The 17,129-nt window shown below is 50.5% G+C and carries 17 protein-coding genes; 5 read left to right on the forward strand and 12 right to left on the reverse strand.

The genetic code is table 11. The features are described 5' to 3' along the window. Positions 1-272 precede the first annotated feature (272 nt). Positions 273-824: a CAP domain-containing protein gene (locus PsWM33_RS01585; protein WP_208994344.1), complete on the forward strand. Its 552-nt coding sequence runs from the start codon at positions 273-275 to the stop codon at positions 822-824. A gap of 217 nt (positions 825-1,041) precedes the next feature. Further along, positions 1,042-3,090 (forward strand): M3 family metallopeptidase, encoded by a 2,049-nt coding sequence (locus PsWM33_RS01590; RefSeq protein WP_063298990.1) that lies wholly within the window; start codon positions 1,042-1,044, stop codon positions 3,088-3,090. A gap of 80 nt (positions 3,091-3,170) precedes the next feature. Here the strand turns inward: PsWM33_RS01590 and PsWM33_RS01595 are convergent, their stop codons facing one another. Next, positions 3,171-3,590 carry a DUF423 domain-containing protein gene (locus PsWM33_RS01595; protein ID WP_063298991.1) on the reverse strand — a complete coding sequence of 140 codons (420 nt, stop codon included), beginning with the start codon at positions 3,588-3,590 and terminating at the stop codon, positions 3,171-3,173. A 177-nt stretch (positions 3,591-3,767) separates the two neighbouring features. On the opposite strand from PsWM33_RS01595, the gene PsWM33_RS01600 reads away from it, so the two are divergent. Beyond that, complete coding sequence (locus PsWM33_RS01600) at positions 3,768-4,232, forward strand: GNAT family N-acetyltransferase (protein ID WP_063298992.1); 465 nt, start codon at positions 3,768-3,770, stop codon at positions 4,230-4,232. On the opposite strand, the gene PsWM33_RS01605 is transcribed toward PsWM33_RS01600, so the two are convergent. From PsWM33_RS01605 to PsWM33_RS01635, 7 genes are all read right to left on the reverse strand, one after another. Beyond that, positions 4,224-4,667 (reverse strand): GNAT family N-acetyltransferase, encoded by a 444-nt coding sequence (locus PsWM33_RS01605; RefSeq protein WP_063298993.1) that lies wholly within the window; start codon positions 4,665-4,667, stop codon positions 4,224-4,226. The two genes, PsWM33_RS01600 and PsWM33_RS01605, sit on opposite strands and share 9 nt — an antisense overlap. Then, complete coding sequence (locus PsWM33_RS01610) at positions 4,667-5,140, reverse strand: GNAT family N-acetyltransferase (RefSeq protein ID WP_063298994.1); 474 nt, start codon at positions 5,138-5,140, stop codon at positions 4,667-4,669. The genes PsWM33_RS01605 and PsWM33_RS01610 overlap by 1 nt, the downstream gene beginning before the upstream one ends. A gap of 69 nt (positions 5,141-5,209) precedes the next feature. Then, on the reverse strand, positions 5,210-7,042 hold the full coding sequence (gene recJ, locus PsWM33_RS01615) for a single-stranded-DNA-specific exonuclease RecJ (RefSeq protein WP_063298995.1): 1,833 nt from the start codon (positions 7,040-7,042) through the stop codon (positions 5,210-5,212). Positions 7,043-7,138: 96 nt separating this feature from the next. Then, entirely contained in the window at positions 7,139-8,134 is a 996-nt protein-coding gene (gene glpX / locus PsWM33_RS01620; RefSeq protein WP_063289178.1) for a class II fructose-bisphosphatase, read from the reverse strand. A 46-nt stretch (positions 8,135-8,180) separates the two neighbouring features. Next, the gene (locus PsWM33_RS01625) at positions 8,181-9,506 is read right to left on the reverse strand and encodes a homoserine dehydrogenase (protein WP_063289179.1); all 1,326 of its coding nucleotides are present in this window, start codon (positions 9,504-9,506) and stop codon (positions 8,181-8,183) included. 31 nt (positions 9,507-9,537) lie between these two features. Continuing rightward, positions 9,538-10,749 (reverse strand): LL-diaminopimelate aminotransferase, encoded by a 1,212-nt coding sequence (locus PsWM33_RS01630; RefSeq protein WP_063298996.1) that lies wholly within the window; start codon positions 10,747-10,749, stop codon positions 9,538-9,540. A gap of 317 nt (positions 10,750-11,066) precedes the next feature. Beyond that, on the reverse strand, positions 11,067-11,396 hold the full coding sequence (locus tag PsWM33_RS01635; RefSeq protein WP_208994345.1) for a hypothetical protein: 330 nt from the start codon (positions 11,394-11,396) through the stop codon (positions 11,067-11,069). A 539-nt stretch (positions 11,397-11,935) separates the two neighbouring features. On the opposite strand from PsWM33_RS01635, the gene PsWM33_RS01640 reads away from it, so the two are divergent. Next, the gene (locus PsWM33_RS01640; RefSeq protein ID WP_063298997.1) at positions 11,936-13,744 is read left to right on the forward strand and encodes a PHA/PHB synthase family protein; all 1,809 of its coding nucleotides are present in this window, start codon (positions 11,936-11,938) and stop codon (positions 13,742-13,744) included. Positions 13,745-13,807: 63 nt separating this feature from the next. Continuing rightward, on the forward strand, positions 13,808-14,401 hold the full coding sequence (locus PsWM33_RS01645; protein WP_208994346.1) for a DUF6653 family protein: 594 nt from the start codon (positions 13,808-13,810) through the stop codon (positions 14,399-14,401). Positions 14,402-14,492: 91 nt separating this feature from the next. On the opposite strand, the gene PsWM33_RS01650 is transcribed toward PsWM33_RS01645, so the two are convergent. The 4 genes from PsWM33_RS01650 to PsWM33_RS01665 form a co-directional block, all read right to left on the reverse strand. After that, complete coding sequence (locus PsWM33_RS01650) at positions 14,493-14,882, reverse strand: hypothetical protein (protein ID WP_063298999.1); 390 nt, start codon at positions 14,880-14,882, stop codon at positions 14,493-14,495. A 173-nt stretch (positions 14,883-15,055) separates the two neighbouring features. Continuing rightward, a complete protein-coding gene (gene rpsI / locus PsWM33_RS01655) occupies positions 15,056-15,532 on the reverse strand; it encodes a 30S ribosomal protein S9 (RefSeq protein ID WP_057464395.1) in 477 nt (158 codons plus the stop codon). A gap of 2 nt (positions 15,533-15,534) precedes the next feature. Then, on the reverse strand, positions 15,535-15,999 hold the full coding sequence (gene rplM / locus PsWM33_RS01660; protein WP_057464394.1) for a 50S ribosomal protein L13: 465 nt from the start codon (positions 15,997-15,999) through the stop codon (positions 15,535-15,537). 231 nt (positions 16,000-16,230) lie between these two features. Next, the gene (locus PsWM33_RS01665) at positions 16,231-16,707 is read right to left on the reverse strand and encodes a hypothetical protein (RefSeq protein WP_208994347.1); all 477 of its coding nucleotides are present in this window, start codon (positions 16,705-16,707) and stop codon (positions 16,231-16,233) included. Positions 16,708-17,129 lie beyond the last annotated feature (422 nt).

Here is a 17,129-nt window from a genome sequence, read left to right on the forward strand (position 1 = left end):
CCTGTTGCTCCCTGAGAACAATACGCAGCTGACCATCTGGAACACATTCCCCAAAACTCCCCACTCAAATGCACGGTGGGCCTAAATCCATAAACTGTACCCTTGGTCGGAAAGCTGAAGAGCACCTGAAGCACCAAGACCGCACCTTCTAAGAACATTCAAAATCAAAGATCAGCTTGGGAATTACGTGGATTATTCGTGAGCGGTACAGTTTCGGCCCAATTTCACGCTTAAGATGAGAGGAACTAATCGGGCATTTCGGGATTACACACGTGCGTTTGGAATTAAAGGCGACGGCAGCCTTGCTGCTGGCAGGAACACTTGCTGGCTGCGCTGGCTTGGGTATGGAGACTTCAAAGGTTGAGTTGTCTCAGATTGCGATCAACAAAAACGAAGCATTGCGCCAGACCAATGCATGGCGTGCGAAGCATTCCCTGCCGCCGATCAAACTGGACCCGCACCTTAGCGAAGTCTCTCAGGACATGGCCGATCACATCGCCCGACTGGATTCGCTCAAAACCAGACGCCATTCCTCCTCCAGCCTCATCAGTCGCACTCAGACCGACGGCTATAAATCCTTTGCAGGCGCAGAAAATCTGGGCGCAGGCTACGCAAACATTTCTGCGGCAATGACAGGCTGGAAAGACTCTCCCGATCACAACAAAAATCTGCTCAACAAAAACGTCACCCATATGGGCATAGCGCGCACAAACCGAGCAGACGGCACCTACCGGAATTTCTGGGTCATGACACTCGCTGCCCCTCAAAAACCAGTGACAGCAACAGGTTTCACAACTGTCTCGCTGCCCTTCCCAGTCCAGTAACTTCCCTTGCGTCGAGAATTGATTAGGGGAATTTTCAACCCGCTTCCTTTACGCAGTTGCAATTAGCACCCATATTCACATCTCCAGCGCGCATTCCCATGAAGAGGCATTGCCTCCTTGAGGGAATACGCGTCCACAATTTCATTTAAAGCAGTCTGGCTCTCCTCCTAAATGACCCGAGTCCAGCCTGTGTTTTGAATTTCATCGGAGATTTAATATGAGCGAGACCGCAAAGGTTCTTCTGCAAGACTGGAAAACCCCGTTTGGACTTCCCCCGTTCGCACAGATCAAGCCGGAAGACTTTGAGGGCGCATTTGAAGAGGCCTTTAAGGCAGGCGAAGACAACATCAATCGCATTGCTCAAAATTCTGAAGAACCAACTTTTAAAAACACCATCGCAGCATTGGAGCTGTCCGAAGAAGCTCTGGAGCAGGTTGCAAGCGTATTCTTTAACCTTTCCTCAGCAGATACCAATGAAACCCTGCAGCAAGTTGAGCGCAATGTTTCGCCAAAACTGGCGGCCTACAGCACTAAGAAGTATCTGAACCTTGCCCTCTTCAAGCGTATTGAAACGCTGATGGCGAAGAAAGACACGCTGAACCTGACATCTGAACAGGACCGTGTGCTGGAGCGTTATTACGCTATTTTCCATCGTGCAGGTGCCGGTCTGGACGCCAATGGCAAAACCCGTATTGCAGAAATCAATGAGCGTCTCGCAACACTTGGCACCAACTTCGCGCAGAACGTTCTGGCGGATGAAGCCTCCTACAAACTCGTATTGGAAAACGAAAGCGATCTGGAAGGCTTGCCGGAGTTCCTTGTAAAAGCCGCAAGTGCTGCTGCTGACGAACGCGGAGAACCGGGCAAATACGCCATCACCCTCTCCCGCTCTTCTATTGAACCGTTCCTGCAGTTCTCCAAACGCCGCGATTTGCGTGAGGAAGCCTTCAATGCTTGGGCAAGCCGCGGTGATAATCCCGGTGAAACAAACAACTCAGCCATCGTCCGTGAGACAGTGCAGCTCCGCAATGAGAAAGCCAAACTCCTTGGCTTCGAGAGCTTTGCAGCATTCAAGCTGGATGATGTCATGGCAAAAAACACTGGTGCAGTGGATGACCTGCTCTCCAATGTCTGGGGACCAGCCAAAGCACGCGCATTGGAAGAAGCTGCTGACCTGCAGGATATGGCGCAATCTGAGGGCGACAACATCGAGATTTCTCCGTGGGACTGGCGTTATTACTCAGAGAAGGTCCGCAGCGCCAAGCATGATCTTGATGAAGCTGAGATCAAGCCGTACTTCCAGCTGGATCAGATGATCGAAGCGGCCTTTTATACCGCAACCCGTTTGTTCGGCCTCACCTTCAAAGAGCTGAAGGGACAAGACGTATATCATCCAGATGTGCGTGTATTTGAAGTCTTTGACAAAACCGGCAATCATCTCGGCATTTTCATTGGTGACTACTTTGCCCGCGCGTCGAAACGCTCCGGCGCATGGATGAGCGCCTTCCGCTCACAGCAGAAGCTGAAAGGTGACGTCCGCCCAATCATCGTCAATGTGATGAACTTCTCAAAAGCACCTGAGGGTGAGCCAACCCTGCTCACCTTTGATGATGCCCGCACACTGTTCCACGAATTTGGTCACGGCCTGCATGGTCTTATGTCCAACGTAACGCACCCACTTGTCTCCGGTACCAGCGTGGCGCGGGACTTTGTGGAGCTACCATCCCAGCTCTTTGAACATTGGCTGGATCAACCGGAAATCTTGAAAAAGTATGCCCGCCACTACCAGAGCGGTGAAGTCATTCCGGAAGAACTGCTGGAGCGCCTGCTGGCTGCTGCAAACTTCAACCAGGGCTTTGCGACAGTCGAGTACCTCGCCACTGCCCTTGTCGATATGGCAATGCATAAAGAAGATAAGCTTGACGATCTCGATCCCGCTCAGATGGAAAAGAAGATCCTCAATAGCGTAGGTATGCCAAAAGAGATCATCATGCGTCACCGCATTCCGCATCTCCTCCACGCTTTCGCGGGAGACGGATACTCTGCGGGTTACTACAGCTACCTTTGGTCAGAAGTGATGGATGCCGACGCGTTTGAAGCCTTTGAAGAAACGGGCGATGCATTTGACGCGGATACAGCAGCCAAATTGGAGAAATTCATCTACGCGGCAGGCGGGTCTCAGGACCCGGCAAAAGCTTACATGGATTTCCGCGGTAAACTGCCATCCATTGAGCCGCTTCTTAAAGGCCGCGGACTGGTCAATTAAATATCAGAGATCCAAGTCAGATACCAAAAAGGGCGGACCAGTTGGTTCGCCCTTTATTATGAGAACTCAAAAGGAGAAGGCTAGCCTCTCATCATCCGGTTGAGACCACTTAAGAAAACAAACAACCAGCCAAGGATCATCAACATGCCACCCGTCGGGGCCGCAAAGTCAAACAGCTTCTCACCGACAAACAAGCGCTGAGCCAGATCACCACAGAACAAACCAACACCGGCAAACAGTAACAGCATGGCAAATGCAATGCCCTTTGAGCCTGTAATCCCGTGAGCAACCCCCAAGCCGACGAAAGCCGCTGCATGCATCATCGTGATTTGAGAGATAATACCAAGATACTGGTTATCGACTGCATGCGAGCTTGCCGCTGAAGTCAAAATGGCGATAACACCGCAAAACCCGCCAAGCGCCAATCCAAGACCAAGCCCTTGACCAAGTCTAATCCGAGGCTGGTGAACGGGCGCCGCTTCACTTGCACTATCCGGCATAGCTGCTCCTTAAATCTCAATTCCAAATCACATTCTGCGCGAAACACAAACACGCATCAACTGCATATAGGATAGCCAGTAAAGTTTGCAAAAAACCTCAGCAGCACTCCATGATGTTTAATAGCTGACGAAAGTTGCCACTGAGATATAGTTCTTCAAACTGTATAGAGGAAGACGATGCACGAATCTCTGAGTATCTCGAAACTAGCTGATGTTCCTCAGTTCCTCGAGCCAGCAGCAAAGGGCATGTGGTTGGAATGGTGGGAAGAGGAAGGCCACCCGATTGAAGATGTTTATGAGGAACTCCGCACCAGCCTCAACAAAGAATCCATTCCCACAACATTGATTGCACACGACCAGACCGAGTTCCTTGGCATGGTCATGCTGGTGCAATCAGATATGAGCAAGCGCCCGCAGTACTCACCATGGCTGGCATCCCTATGGGTCGTGCCAGAGCATCAAGGCAAAGGCATCGGCTCCCGGCTCACAAAAGAACTGGAGGCACTCGCCTCGAACGAGGACGCACCACACCTCTACCTCTTCGCAAAACTCAGCCTGCGCGGGTTTTATGAAGGTTTGGGATGGCAGTGCATTGAAGAAAACGTGGATGGAGTAGATATTTTCCGCAAGAAATTAAGCTAAGACAGCAGGCCGTTTCATCAGCACCTTATGTAGTCCGGGCCCATAACCATCCGTCTCGACGGATTCAGCAACAAACCCCATTCTCTCATAGAAGGGACGTGTATGCTGTGAGGTATCGATATAAACCGCCTGATCTGGATAGTCTTCCTCAATACGCCTCAGTCGGAATTGCACGAGCGCTCTGCCAATCCCCTGACCGTGCAGTTCACGGCGCACCATACCCCAAGTAAGCCCCACCCCTTTAGCATTCAGGCAATACCCACCAGCAGCAACAATCAGCCCATCTTGCTCGGCCACATAGTATGGATCATCAAGTTTTTTCAGGTTCAGGCTGTATTCTTCCAGCTCAGACTCCATGAAATACTTGGGAACGTTCCCTTTAAAGATCTCAAGGCATGCGTCATAGTCAGCTGTTTGATACCTGCGAAAATCCATCACACATTCCTTAGCGGCCTTGGTTCTAAAACATATCGCATCACCGGCAATTTTCGCCCTGCTGGAAGGGAAGGCTGAAACCCAATTTCCTCCGCTCCCATACGCTCATAAAATCCTTTGGCATGAGGATCAGAGACAATCACGAGCTCTGGAAGCTGCTGATCTTGCAGCCAGTTCTGAATGAAGCCAAACATAATCCGCCCTGCGCCCCTACCCATCAGTTGCGGCGAGACCCAGAAGTCTTCAAGCTCACAGCGTTGCTCTGCATCAACGGAAATAGAAAACACACCAACAATCCGGCCTTCAGCTTCCAAGACCCAGAAATGCCTGCTTGCCAAGACAACCTCATCAACAATCAAATCAGGCAGCCAGACATCCATCATCTCCTGCGAATAGCCCCAATGGCCTTTCGCTGCGAGGATCACCTCATTCATTTCCGAAATATGCTGTTTACTCGCCTTGATGATATTCACGCACACGCCCTCTTTGATGGGAAAGACAAAACGCCTCACACAGGCTGAAGCAATCCAAAAAGCCCGGATCTATGCGCCGTATTGCCCTCTGGTTGGGTCTGCCACATCAATAATGCGTAAGGACGGTTTCGCCTGCCCCTGCCACGTATCAACACTCAAACTACCAGCAATATGGAGGGGTTTGCCACGTGCTTGTAAGAGCGCCTTTCCATGAGGCTGGTCTTCCGCTTTAAAAGCAATCGCCTTCAGGTTTGTTCCCTCATTACCGCCAAGTGTCACACTCACATGCCCTTGCCCGACCACCTTTGAAAATTTGATCGGCACAGATGGCAACGCAAAAACAGGTTCTGCGTGCGAGGCCCCATAAGGCCCTGCCTGTTCCAGTATATCCAGCAGGCTCAGGTTCGCGCCAGCAGGTGTCAGCACACCATCAATGGTGAGTTCATGATCTGCAGAGGCCTGCTCCACATCTTCACTCAGTTGCTCGGTCAGGAAAGCCTCAAACTCAGGCACTTTTTCTTTTTCAATGGTAAGCCCTGCCGCCATCGCGTGCCCACCGCCTTTGACGAGCAACCCCGCCTCAACAGCTGTACGAACCGCAGAGCCCAGATCAACACCAATGATCGAACGGCCTGAGCCAGTCCCCAAACCCTTTTCATTAAATGCCATTGCAAAAGCAGGCCGGCGGTAACGCTCCTTCAACCGCGATGCGATGAGCCCAACAACACCCGGATGCCAGCCGTCTGCTCCCGTTAAAAGCACGGCAGGAGGAACAGTTCCTTCCATTTTCTGGAACGCCTGCCCCTCGCCCTCTTCCAGCATCACAGCTTCCATGGCCTGACGCTCCTGATTGAGACGTTCCAGCGTGGCTGCAATGCGCTCTCCCTCAGCCCGATCATCAGAGGAAAGCAGTTTCATGCCGAGAGCTGAATCGCCAATGCGTCCACCCGCATTGATGCGAGGCCCAAGCATGTAGCCCAGATGGTACGGTGTTGGCTTTCCGCTCAACCGGGAAATGTCAGCAAGACAGGAAAGGCCAATGTTCTCACGCCGTGCCATCACTTTAAGGCCCTGCACCACATAAGCACGGTTCAGTCCCTTCAACGGCACAACATCACAAACCGTCCCAAGCGCAACAAGATCAAGAAGGTCCATAAGCCGAGGCTCAGCACGCTGCGCAAAAGCACCACGTCGTCGCAGTTCCCGGTTAAGGCCAACAAGAAACAGGAAGGTGACGCCCACAGCAGCCAGATGGCCCTGACCTGACAAGTCATCCTGCCGGTTGGCATTCACCAGCGCATGAACCTCCGGAAAGCTCTCATCCACCTGATGATGATCCAAAACCACCACTTCCAACCCGATCCGCTTAGCTTCATCAAACGCTTCAAACGAGGTGGAACCACAGTCTACTGTAATCAGCAATCGTGCTCCGCCTGCATGAAGCTGATTGATTGCTGTCGGGTTGGGTCCGTAGCCATCAATAATACGATCCGGGATGTAGACATCCGGCTCTGCTCCAAGCTGCATCAGGTAGCGCTTGAGCAAAGCAGAGGACGTCGCCCCATCAACATCGTAGTCTCCAAAGATCGCGATCTTGACCCCTGCTTGCAACGCGTCAGCAACGCGCGCGCAGGCCTTGTCCATATCCACCAGTTTCGACGGATCCGGCATCAAATCTTTAAGGGAAGGATTTAAGAACCCGGAGGCCTCTTCCAACGCCACATTGCGCCCGGCAAGCACACGGCCAACCACTTCAGGCAGATCGGTTCTTTGCGCAATGGCAAGTGCTTGTGAGAGCCCCTGATCATCAAGCCGCTCACGCCACATACGTGCACTCAAAGACTTTTTGACACCAAGAACGACACGTCGCTCGGCACTGGATGCATCCAACGTCATAACCATAGAAAGAAACTGCCCGGATTCTCGTATAAAAGCAAAAGGGGCGAGTGCTCAACACACCCGCCCACTCTGTTTATCTAGCTTGAAGGAAGCGCTAAATCAATCCAGATGGAATTTTTCCAGCTGTGTATGCTTCGCTTCAATGAAACGAACAGTACCGGTCGTGGAACGCATCACAACAGTGTGGGTGGTGATGTTATCACGGCCCAACTTCACACCCTTCAGGAAGTTACCCGTTGTTACACCGGTCGCAGCAAACAGAACGTCTCCGCCAGCCATTTCTTCCATGGTGTATTTACGATTGATGTCGTCAATACCCATGCGGCCTGCGCGTTCAACCTGCTCTTCGCGAGTGATCACCAGACGGCCCTGCATCTGACCACCAATACAGCGCAGAGCTGCAGCAGCCAGAACACCCTCAGGAGCACCACCAATACCAACATAAAGATCGATACCGGTCTCTTCAGGGTCAGTGGTGTAAATGATGCCGGCAACATCACCGTCACCAATCAGGAAGATGGAAGCACCGGTCGCACGGATGTCGTCAATCAGCTTGGCATGACGTGGACGGTCCAGCACACAGACGGTTACGTCTTTCACTTCACAGCCTTTTGCTTTCGCAACAGCTGCAAGGTTTTCCTGAATTGGGCGATCCAGATCGATGGTACCCTCAGGATACCCCGGACCAATCGCAATCTTATCCATGTAGCTGTCAGGTGCGTTCAGCAAACCGCCTTCTGGTGCCAGCGCGATAACAGCGATGGAGTTCGGCATGTTCTTCGCACAGATCGTCGTGCCTTCCAGCGGATCAAGTGCGATATCAACCTTTGGCCCGTCTTTGGTGCCAACCTTTTCGCCAATGTAGAGCATTGGCGCTTCATCACGTTCCCCTTCACCAATCACGACAGTACCGTCGATTGGCAGCTGGTTCAGTTCGCGGCGCATTGCGTCCACAGCAGCCTGATCAGCTGCCTTTTCATCGCCCCGTCCACGAAGACGTGCTGCAGATACAGCAGCACGTTCCGTAACGCGTGCAAGTTCCAGTGTCAGAATACGGTCAAGAACGTCAGTTGCGTCCTGATGACTATCCGCCATTTAAACCTCTCGGGTGTCCTGTTTTCACGTTAAACGTGAGGAAGTATTATTTCAGGTTCTCAATTCGTAACATCTGAGGCTTACCAGAAGTTACTTTTTCAGCAGCAATCGCATCCAGAGCTTCACGCACAGCCAGTTCAGTGGTCTCATGCGTGATAAGGATAACACTTCGCGGTGCTGCAGGATCGCTTACACCATCCTTATCATTTCTGGAATGCGGTCCACGTTGGACAATAGACTCAAGTGAGATCCCTTTGTCCGCCATACAGCGCGCAATTGTGGCGAAAGTACCGGCTACGTCCAACACAGCCAGACGAATGTAATAACCACCTTCATGCGCTCGCATACGCGCTGGAACATAATCTGCAAGTGTTGTCGCAGACTGACTAAACACCGGCAGAGAAACATCACGTGCAATATCGACAAGATCGGAGATCACAGAGGATGCTGTTGCATCACCACCAGCACCCGGTCCAACCAGCACCACTTCACCAACCGCATCACCATCAACAGCAACGGCGTTTAACACACCATCAATGCGGGCGATTGCAGAAGATTTCGGCACCATAGTCGGGTGCACACGCTGCTCGATCCCCGTATCAGTGCGCTGAGCAACACCCAGCAGTTTGATCCGGTAACCCAGCTCATCCGCAGCGCGAATATCAGCCGTCGTAATGGAAGTGATCCCTTCCACATAGATCGCATCGGCATTCACTTCACAGCCAAACGCAAGGCTGGTCAGCAGAGCAAGCTTGTGTGCGGTATCAAAACCTTCGATGTCAAAGGTTGGATCAGCCTCCGCATATCCAAGGCGCTGCGCATCAGCAAGACACTCAGCAAATGACAGGCCTTCCTGCTCCATCCGCGTGAGGATGTAGTTACAAGTGCCATTCATGATGCCGTAAACGCGGGAAACATCATTGCCCGCAAGGCTCTCACGCATGGTCTTGATGATTGGAATACCACCAGCGGCGGCGGCCTCATAGTTGAGGCTCACACCTTTGGCTTCTGCAAGGTGGGAGAACGCAACCGCGTGCTTCGCCAGGAGCGCTTTGTTGGCTGTGACGACATGTTTACCGGTTTCTAGCGCAGTGCGAACACTCACCTCAGCCGGACCGTCTTCACCACCAATCAGCTCCACAAAAACATCAATCCCGTCAAACTTGGCAAGTTCAACGGGATCTTCAAACCAGGTCAATCCATCCAGATTAACACCACGATCTTTAGAGCGGCTGCGAGCACTCACAGCCACTACTTTGATAGGTCGGCCACATCGATTGGCAAGAACATTCGCCTTGGCCTCGAGGATACGCACCAACGAAGCACCGACGGTTCCTAGACCAGCAACGCCAACTTTCAAAATATCAGTCATAAATACCCAGTATCTGTAGGTGGGCGGGCGCTTAAGCGCCCGATTTGCTCAATTCCTCAGAATTGCTGCCCGCGTCTTCAAAAAACTTCCGAATGCCACGTGCGGCCTGCCTGATACGCTGTTCGTTTTCAACCAGACCGATACGCACAAAACCTTCACCGTGTTCACCAAAGCCGATTCCCGGAGCAACCGCCACATCTGCCTTTTCAATAAGCAGCTTGGAGAACTCCAAAGACCCTAGATGTTTGAACTGGTCTGGAATTGGAGCCCAGGCAAACATGGATGCTTCTGGAGCAGGAATATCCCAACCGGCACGTCCAAATGAGTCGATCAGCACATCACGGCGCTTCTTATAGATCTCGCGAGTTTCACGAATGCAGTCATCTGATCCGTTCAGCGCAGATGCAGCTGCCACCTGAATTGGAGTGAACGCACCATAATCCAGATAGGACTTCACGCGAGCAAGAGCCGCAATCAGACGTTCATTACCAACTGCAAAGCCCATACGCCACCCCGGCATAGAGAAGGTTTTGGACAAAGAGGTAAACTCAACAGCAATATCCATTGCCCCCTCTACCTGCAGGATGCTCGGAGGAGGAGCATCACCAAAGTAGATTTCGGAGTACGCCAGATCGGAAAGCACATAGATTTCGTGCTTACGCGCAAAGGCAACCACATCGCGATAGAAATCCAGATCAGCAACACTTGCTGTCGGGTTCGCTGGGAAGCACAGAATAATTGCAATTGGCTTCGGAATGGAATGGACCACAGCCCGCTCCAGAGCCTCAAACAGCTCAGGACTCGGAGTTGCCGGGATAGACCGCAGCGAACCACCTGCCATCAGGAAGCCAAATGCATGAATTGGATAGGATGGATTAGGGACAAGCACCACATCGCCCGGCGCGGTAATCGCCTGAGCCATGTTGGCAAATCCTTCCTTGGACCCCAGTGTCGCAACAACTTGCGTATCTGGGTTTAGCTTTACACCAAAGCGACGCTCATAATAGCCAGCCTGTGCCTTACGCAATCCCGGGATCCCTTTGGATGCGGAATAGCGATGTGTGCGCGGGTTCTGAACAGTCTCCACCAGTTTATCGACAATATGTTGCGGAGTAGGCAAATCTGGGTTGCCCATACCCATGTCGATAATATCGGCGCCTGCCGCTCGCGCTTTGGCTTTCAGACGATTGACCTGTTCAAAGACATATGGCGGGAGCCGGCGTGTCTTGTGAAAGTCGTCCATGACGCGAGCCTCACTTTCTTCAGTTTAGCGTTTCAAGCTATATTTTGATTTCTGTTCAAACTTGGTCCCGAGTCATTTCAGCCAAGTTTCCACGGCCTTTTAGCAGGTGCGAACATTTTTCGCATCATTCATGAGGGATAAAACCGACATTTTTTTAAAGTTTTCAAAGAAGATGTGAAACTTTAAATCCAAAGAAAAAGCCGCAGGATTCTGCGACTAACAACGGGACCTACAATTTCAACTTGAGAAATTAGACGGCTTTCGCACAAAATGCACAACTAAAGGTGCACTCACCACATTAGAAACATGGCGAAAGATTATTGCGCCTGCACATCCTGAGATTGCTCAGCCCGCTCACCAGCAATCGTTTTCAGCTGTTCGGCACTGGACTCAAAGCTCTCACCAAGACCTGCCCTACGCTTACTCTCAGAGGAGATCGCAAGCAGATTGGCTTCAGAAGCCGCACGCTGTTCTGGGGAAAGCAAATCGCTGGAAACTTCTGGCGGCAGTTCAGCCACACCAGTCTGCTTTGTGCCGTTGCCTTTTTCGATGGCCTCGTAAACCGTCAAAGATTCGCCAAATGCACAACCGCCAACAAAACCTGCCAGCACAACTGCACAGCAAACTCGTTGAAACTTAAGCAACATCTGGAACCTCGCGTTTTATCTGATGACGACACAAAAGCAGCGCACATAACTTTATTAAAAATGCACTTAGCAGTTGCGTCATCCGTAGTCCACATATATTACCCTGTTAACAACACATAGTTTATTACTCTAGGGCAGCTGTCATTTACTGAACACAGAACACGATATACTCAAACCATAACCGATAAATATTAAGAAGAAATACTATTAGAATTCGGAGTATTCCGAGTTTTCCTCAAGAGTTGAACTCATCCATAAAACTTAAGAATAACCCAAAACTTCTCACAGTTCCGCAAGATCACTTTACTTGCTAAATACCTACTAAGAATCCACCTAAGGACTAAGACAATCAGCATGGATTTTCACGTGCCTGTCAAAATTCTTAGGGATATACTCATTATGCCGTTTTTGTAGGCTAAGACACCGCCCCATTACGCATGAGTGTATGTGGCATATTTTTGAGCACGATCACGCACACCAAATACTATTGGGTCTGGCGAGTATTAATCAGACACCAGATACGAGGACTGAGCAGGCAAATGACCGGTGAAGACACCAATCCAATGTTGCAGTACATCCTCAATAATCCTGAGGAGTTTGCCAAGAACCTCTCCGAGATCGCCGAAAATGGCGGCAAGGCTCTGGCAGCCTATCTGGAGCCTCGCGAAAAAGGCGAAGCAGCATCCGGTGGCACCGAAGAACTCAACGCAGTGGTAAAGACACTCGCTGAGGTCGGCAATTATTGGATGAAAGACCCCTCTCGCGCCATAGAAGCTCAAACCAAGCTCTGGTCCGGATATATGAATATCTGGAACTCCACGCTCCAGCGCATGGCTGGAGAGGAAAGAGAACCAATCGTCGTCCCCACCAACACTGACAAGCGCTTTAAAGACAGCCAGTGGGACGACAACAACTTCTTCGACTTCATCAAGCAGATGTACTTGCAGACGAGCAACTGGGCTGAAGAACTTGCCGAAGGCGCCGATGAACTGGATGACCACACGCGCCATAAGGCGGGCTTTTACATAAAGCAAATCTCCAATGCCATGTCGCCGTCCAACTTCATCCTCACCAACCCGGAGCTACTACGCGAGACCATGTCGTCCAACGCCGGCAATCTGGTGAAGGGCATGAAGTTGCTCGCGGAAGACATCAAGGCCGGTCACGGAGACCTACGCATCCGCCAGACTGACCCGGACAAATTTGAAGTTGGCGTGAACGTTGCGGTCACACCCGGCAAAATCGTAGAGCAGAACGATGTCTGCCAGCTAATTCAATACACACCAACGACAGAGACCGTTCTCAAACGCCCGCTCCTCATTGTTCCACCTTGGATCAACAAGTACTACATCCTTGATCTCAATAAGGAAAAATCGTTCATCAGATGGGCCGTGGATCAAGGCCACACTGTCTTTGTAGTCTCGTGGATCAATCCGGATGAGACGCAGGCTCAAAAAAGCTTTAAGCACTATATGCGTGACGGCATTCTCAACTCTCTGGAGCGCATTCGCAAAACCACACAGCAGACGACCGTTAACGCCATTGGCTACTGCGTCGGCGGCACTTTGCTGGCTGCTACCCTCGCTTACCTTGCAAAAATTGGTGAGCAAGATCGCATTGCATCCGCAACCTTCCTGACCACTCAGGTGGATTTCACCTATGCAGGCGACCTGAAGGTGTTTGTGGACGAAGAACAGATCGAAATTCTTGAACATCGTATGGGCGAGAAAGGGTATCTGGACGGCTCCAAAATGGCGACGGCCTTTAACATGCTGCGCTCCAATGACTTGATTTGGCCTTACGTGGTCAACAATTACCTGCGCGGTAAAGATCCCTTCCCGTTTGACCTGCTCTATTGGAACGCGGACAGCACGCGCATGCCTGCTGCCAACCACTCCTACTACCTGCGCAACTGTTACCAGAAGAACGCACTTGCGAAAGGCGAAATGGAGCTGGCCGGGGAAAACCTCGACCTGAGCGATGTCCAGATCCCGATCTATAATCTGGCAACAAAAGAAGACCACATTGCACCTGCAAAATCCGTATTTAAAGGCTGCGGATGTTTTAGTGGTCCCGTAGAGTACGTTCTGAGTGGCTCAGGCCACATTGCTGGCGTCGTCAACCCGCCATCCAAAGAGAAATACCAGTACTGGACAGGAAGTAAGCCAGAGGGCGCTCTGGAAAACTGGATGCAAGATGCATCTGAAACACCGGGATCATGGTGGCCACACTGGCAAAAATGGATTACATCTCAGGATGATAATCAGGTAAAAGCACGCAAACCGGGCGCACGTCGCACAAAAATTTTGGAAGACGCACCAGGCAGCTATGTTAAGGTGCGCATATAAAGAGAACACGCAGTGAGTCTGCTCGACGCCACGCTTGTTCTCACTGAATGAATGGAGGACAACGTGGCAGGAGATCCTAAGCTATCACAAATGCAACCGCGAAAGATCGGCGGCTGGGATCCTCGACATGTTCGGCACCTGAACACCCAAAGCGCAGCACTTACGCGCATGAACAAACCCAAAAACCCCTTGGTTAGATGCCTTGTGCTTCCTGCACTGCTTGCGCCCTTGTGGTATCAACCAGTACTCGGCTGGTTTTGGGCATTAGCCTTATCACTTGCAGCTGCTGCATGGGTTTGGGTCATTCCACCTTTTGGCAAAAAAGCAATTGGCGCTCAAACCTGGCTGCAAAAGGCGATGTTGGGTGAGCGAATGTGGCTGAACCGGATGTTTGTTCCAGTTCCAGCCCCTTATCATCAAAAAGCGCTCGCTCTTCTTGTCATCGGTCTAATCGCAGTTGCCACAGCGATCTGGGCAGCAACCACCAACAATCTTCCGCTTATGCTTACGGGTGGCATCCTCGCTTACCTCGCAAAGTTCGCCTCACTGTTTGTGATGGTGAAAGTCTTCGAGCATATGAAAAATGCCCATCCGCTCTACAAGAGCTGGCGCAACATTCCAGTCAACGACAACAGCCTGAAAGCAAAAGCGGGTTGAGATACTCAACTATTTCAACTTAAACGCAAAGCCAAGCGGAATACATCCGCAAACAGCGCACCCCATCTCTTCGTTACAAGCGCCAGTGTACTTAGTCTTCTTTGTTAACTTCAAGGCCCAACACCTCGAGCAGCGCTGTATTCATAAGGCAAAAGTCAGAATTGGTAGGATTTTCAATTCGCTCTTGAGGAAAGAACTTTACACTTTTCCCATGTCTTTTGAACATTTGGACAAGATCGTTCAAATCTCTATTAAGATCTCTGGAGAGCAACCCAATAAGTCTACTTTTTTCATAACCACTAAGTGTGTACCGACACAATTCTTCAGCTGCGAGCGCCGCAGCGACCCTATCGAGATTGCCCTGCACAAGCGTACACATATCCGCATGTTGAGCAGAAATATCTTTACCCGAACTGCAAGTCGCGAAAGCAACTGAAAAGAAAAGACAATAAACAACCGCAAATAACAAAACACGCTTCATAGCAAAAGAACCTCAAATATATAAATTCAAAATGTGCACTAGTACGGATAAACTGTTACAGGCACTAGAAACAAGCTCAAACTTAAAGCGAAACTTATCAACTCCCTTCTACCACAACAAAAAGGGCCGCCAAATGGCAGCCCTTTCCGTAAAACTGTTTCCAGTATCGCGTATTAGCGCTTGGAGAACTGGAAGGAACGACGAGCTTTACGCTTACCGTACTTCTTACGTTCAACAACACGGCTATCACGAGTAAGGAAGCCTTCTTTCTTCAGAACCGGACGCAATGCTGGCTCGTAAAAAGTAAGTGCTTTAGAGATACCGTGACGAACAGCACCAGCCTGGCCGGAAAGACCACCACCAGCAACAGTAACGTTGATGTCGTACTGGCCATCACGCTCAGTGAGCATGATTGGCTGACGCAGGATCAGCTGAAGTACTGGACGAGCGAAATACTCAGCGTACTCTTTGCCATTTACAACGATTTTACCGGTGCCTGGCTTGATCCATACACGAGCGATAGCGTCTTTACGCTTACCGGTTGCGTATGCACGGCCTTGTGCGTCGAGCTTCTGAACATGTACAGGAGCTTCGTTCTCGGTAGGGGCGATTGCGCCGCCCAGTTCCTCAAGGGACTGTAGCTCAGACATAATTAACCCCTCTTCGCATTTTTAGGATTCATGGCTTTAACGTCTACCACTTCTGGAGACTGGCCATCATGCGGATGTTCTGCAGCAGCATAAACACGCAGGTTACGCAGCTGTGTACGGGAAAGAGGTCCGCCTGGCATCATACGCTGAATAGCCTTTTCCAGAACGCGTTCTGGGAAACGACCTTCGATCAGCTGACGTGCAGTGCGCTCTTTGATACCGCCAGGGTAACCAGTGTGCCAGTAGTACTTCTTGCTCTGGTATTTTTTACCAGTCAGTACAACTTTGTCTGCATTGATAACGATTACGTTGTCGCCATCGTCGATATGTGGTGTGTAGGTCGGCTTGTGCTTGCCGCGCAGACGGTTTGCGATGAATGCTGCCAGACGGCCAACAACAACGCCTTCTGCGTCGATCAAGATCCACTTCTTGTCGACCTCAGCCACTTTAGTGGAATGAGTCTTCATAAGATCTACCGTAGTTTTGACGGTTAAAATTCTTGGGAGAAATTCGTTCAGGCCCGAAAGAGCAGCTAAACGTAATAGCTCCGTGTAGGAACGGGTAGATACGCGAGCTTGAGCACAACGTCAAGAACAAAAAAACACACACCCAAGCAATTTAATCAATAAAATCAACATGATACAAAATAGGTATTATAATACCACATTTTTTCCGCTTGAATCTGAGGGTTTTGCACCTCAGGAGACACCTGCCGCGCGTGCAGCAGTCAGAATAAGGTCATCCACCTGCAATTCATAGAAGACCCAATTCGCGCTGTAACAGCTGACATAATAGCCTAAACCTGCAAGAGCCACACGATATTCGCGCAAATTGATGGGCGTGAAATGAACCGGATAAAAGAACCGCCAGCGGCTTCGGGTCAGGCGTGTCGTCAACGTGGCGTTTGCTAGCAGCAGATTGAAGAACACCAGGCTCACGAAGACGATTGGATCACCAATAAAGGCCGTATCCAGATAGAACATCGTATCGCGGAATTCAGCAAAGACCCGAGGCTCACTGACCACATAAAGATCAAAGAACGCAGGAACAGCCAGAATCAAGAGGATATTCAGGGCTAGAAAACCAATATAGCCGATCGTGACTAGTAGAGTTCCGAAACGGAGTGGCACCAACAGAAAATCAAAAATGAAACCGAAAAACGCACGATAGAACACAAGCCTGCTCCCCCACACGCCGTCTTCTCAGGTCTCCCATCCATCAAAAAACGGCCTTTGGCTTTAGTCCCTGAATTTTAAGTGGCTTTTTGCTTTTGGATCAACAGACAATTCAACTTTCAGGTAAATTTAATTCAAAAATTTCAATAAGCTGAGAGTTTTAGGCACTTCAACGCAGTGTCGTCTTGTAGAGCACATGCTTCATACATTGGATAACATGGGATGAACACATTTCCGTGCGGAAACTATCGAATCGATTGTTCAATCCCAAATTGTTTTTCTCAACTATGAGATTTTTGAATGCACCTTCCCCTCTTCTCTCTTATTTCGTTCTTACTCATAACCCCTGCTCTTGCTGATGCACCACCACTTCAGATCATAATTTGATCAGCCCCACTTGAGTGGTCCGGTTTGAAAGTTAG

The sequence above is a fragment of the Pseudovibrio sp. WM33 genome, from assembly GCF_001623165.1.
GTDB lineage: Bacteria > Pseudomonadota > Alphaproteobacteria > Rhizobiales > Stappiaceae > Pseudovibrio.

What these genes read in the sequence shown, in the direction of transcription:
- PsWM33_RS01595 (WP_063298991.1), bottom strand. Translation starts at nt 3,590, where the DNA reads ATGCCGGATAGTGCAAGTGAAGCGGCGCCCGTTCACCAGCCTCGGATT.
- PsWM33_RS01650 (WP_063298999.1), bottom strand. Translation starts at nt 14,882, where the DNA reads ATGAAGCGTGTTTTGTTATTTGCGGTTGTTTATTGTCTTTTCTTTTCA.
- PsWM33_RS01590 (WP_063298990.1), top strand. Translation starts at nt 1,042, where the DNA reads ATGAGCGAGACCGCAAAGGTTCTTCTGCAAGACTGGAAAACCCCGTTT.
- PsWM33_RS01600 (WP_063298992.1), top strand. Translation starts at nt 3,768, where the DNA reads ATGCACGAATCTCTGAGTATCTCGAAACTAGCTGATGTTCCTCAGTTC.
- PsWM33_RS01635 (WP_208994345.1), bottom strand. Translation starts at nt 11,396, where the DNA reads ATGTTGCTTAAGTTTCAACGAGTTTGCTGTGCAGTTGTGCTGGCAGGT.
- PsWM33_RS01625 (WP_063289179.1), bottom strand. Translation starts at nt 9,506, where the DNA reads ATGACTGATATTTTGAAAGTTGGCGTTGCTGGTCTAGGAACCGTCGGT.
- glpX (WP_063289178.1), bottom strand. Translation starts at nt 8,134, where the DNA reads ATGGCGGATAGTCATCAGGACGCAACTGACGTTCTTGACCGTATTCTG.
- rpsI (WP_057464395.1), bottom strand. Translation starts at nt 15,532, where the DNA reads ATGTCTGAGCTACAGTCCCTTGAGGAACTGGGCGGCGCAATCGCCCCT.
- PsWM33_RS01630 (WP_063298996.1), bottom strand. Translation starts at nt 10,749, where the DNA reads ATGGACGACTTTCACAAGACACGCCGGCTCCCGCCATATGTCTTTGAA.
- recJ (WP_063298995.1), bottom strand. Translation starts at nt 7,042, where the DNA reads ATGGTTATGACGTTGGATGCATCCAGTGCCGAGCGACGTGTCGTTCTT.
- rplM (WP_057464394.1), bottom strand. Translation starts at nt 15,999, where the DNA reads ATGAAGACTCATTCCACTAAAGTGGCTGAGGTCGACAAGAAGTGGATC.
- PsWM33_RS01605 (WP_063298993.1), bottom strand. Translation starts at nt 4,667, where the DNA reads ATGGATTTTCGCAGGTATCAAACAGCTGACTATGACGCATGCCTTGAG.
- PsWM33_RS01640 (WP_063298997.1), top strand. Translation starts at nt 11,936, where the DNA reads ATGACCGGTGAAGACACCAATCCAATGTTGCAGTACATCCTCAATAAT.